The sequence below is a fragment of the Fibrobacter sp. genome, assembly GCF_045131395.1.
Taxonomy (GTDB): Bacteria; Fibrobacterota; Fibrobacteria; order Fibrobacterales; family Fibrobacteraceae; genus Fibrobacter.
This window is the reverse complement of sequence record NZ_JBGUQY010000021.1, coordinates 1-2,177: the sequence shown is the minus strand read 5'-3', so window position 1 is coordinate 2,177 and position 2,177 is coordinate 1. Positions and strand designations below refer to the sequence as shown.

Annotated in this window: 1 rRNA gene; it reads left to right on the top strand. The window is 57.3% G+C overall.

The annotated features are described in order from the left end of the window. Positions 1 to 196 precede the first annotated feature (196 nt). A 23S ribosomal RNA gene (locus tag ACJMNB_RS05790) occupies positions 197 to 2,177 on the top strand; the annotation flags it as partial.

Sequence of the window (2,177 nt, the reverse complement as noted above, 5' to 3'; positions counted from 1 at the left end):
TTAGAGCGCTACACTGATAATGTAGAGGTCGGCAGTTCAAGTCTGCCTGGGACTACGGAAATGAGATCATTGACATGCTGGGAACGCGAAACGACTTTTTTTGTCAAAAGCAATTCACACTGAGGACACCCGTTGAGGTGTCCCGAGTCGAGAATCGAGCGAAGAACCTAGGTTTGTAGAAATCTACGAAGAAAAAGGAAAAGCGAACAAGGGCGCATGGGGGATGCCTGTGGCTCTCGGAGGCGACGAAGGACGTGACAAGCTGCGAAAAGCGGCGGTGAGCGGCAAATGCGCTATGACCCGCCGATGTCCGAATGGGGAAACCCGTCACCAGCGATGGTGACACCACGCAAGTGGGGCGAACGCGGGGAACTGAAACATCTCAGTACCCGCAGGAAGAGAAAGTAAACAACGATTGCGCAAGTAGTGGCGAGCGAACGCGCAAGAGCCCAAACCGTCCGTGTCAAGGCACGGGCGGGGTTGTAGGACCACCGACAACGAGAAAGGAACGTGTAGCCGAACACGTTGGAAAACGTGACCGCAGCGGGTGACAGTCCCGTAGGCGAAACACAGACTTGGACCAAGGTGGCACCTGAGTACCGCGGAGCACGAGGAATTCTGCGGGAATCTGCGAGGACCATCTCGTAAGGCTAAACACTACCGAGAGACCGATAGCGAACAAGTACCGTGAGGGAAAGGTGAAAAGAACCTCGAGCAGAGGAGTGAAACAGACCCTGAAACCATGCGCCTACAAGCGGTGGGAGCCCCCCTGTGGGGTGACCGCGTGCCTTTTGCATAATGAACCTACGAGTTGCCGTCGCCGGCGAGGCTAAGTGGCAGGAGCCACGCAGCCGAAGCGAAAGCGAGTCCGAACAGGGCGCGATGAGTCAGCGGAGGCAGACGCGAAACCAAGTGATCTACCCTTGTCCAGGATGAAGGACGGGTGACTCCGTCTGGAGGTCCGAACCGGTAAGCGTTGAAAAGCTTACGGATGAGGTGAGGGTAGGAGTGAAAGGCCAATCAAACTTGGAGATAGCTCGTACTCCCCGAAATGTATTTAGGTGCAGCCTCGGCGGAGAGCTGCGGAGGTAGAGCGACCGATAGGATGCGAGGGCTTCACCGCCTATCAAGTCCTGCCGAACTCCGAATGCCGCAGCTTGCTCACCGGGAGTAAGGGCGCGGGTGCTAACGTCCGTGTCCGAGAGAGGAACAACTCAGACCACCGGCCAAGGTCCCGAAATCCGGGCCAAGTTGAAGCCAATAACGAAGTGTGACCGCCCCGACAGCCGGGATGTTGGCTTGGAAGCAGCCATTCATTCAAAGAGTGCGTAACAGCTCACCGGTCGAGCGGTCGCGCGTGGATAATAATCGGGCATCAAGTCCGGCGCCGAAGACGTGGGATCGCCGAAATGCGGCGATCGGTAGGGGAGCATTCCGCGTTCCGTCGAAGGTCCGCCCCGAGGCGGTCTGGAGGGCGCGGAAAAGCAAATGTAGGCATAAGTAACGACAAAGGGGGCGAGAAACCCCCTCGCCGTAAGACCAAGGTTTCCTGATCAACGCTAATCGGATCAGGGTCAGTCGGGCCCTAAGGCAAAGGCGCGAGCCGGTGCCGATGGACGAGACGGTCAACATTCCGTCACTGGCTGTGGCTGCGACGGAGCGACGGAGAAGTGACACGCCCGCGTGCCGACGGATGCACGTTGAAGGGGTGTAGGCGCCGATGGTGCAGGCAAATCCACACCAGAGCCGAACCCTGACAGTACACCGAGCCCCCGCGGCGAGGTGACAGCGGCGGTAAGCATGCTCCCAAGAAAAACTTCTAAGCTTCAGGCCACAGGCACCCGTACCGTAAACCGACACAGGTGGTCGGGTAGAACATACTCAGGCGCTCGAGAGACTCATGGTTAAGGAATTAGGCAAACTGACCCCGTAACTTCGGGAGAAGGGGTCCTCCCCTTTCAGGGAGGCGCAGAGAATAGGTCCAGGCAACTGTTTAGCAAAAACACAGGGCTGTGCGAACTCGAAAGATGAAGTATACAGCCTGACACCTGCCCGGTGCCGGAAGGTTAAGAGGAGATGTCACCAGCAATGGGAAGCATTGAATTGAAGCCCCGGTAAACGGCGGCCGTAACTATAACGGTCCTAAGGTAGCGAAATTCCTTGTCGGGTAAGTTCCG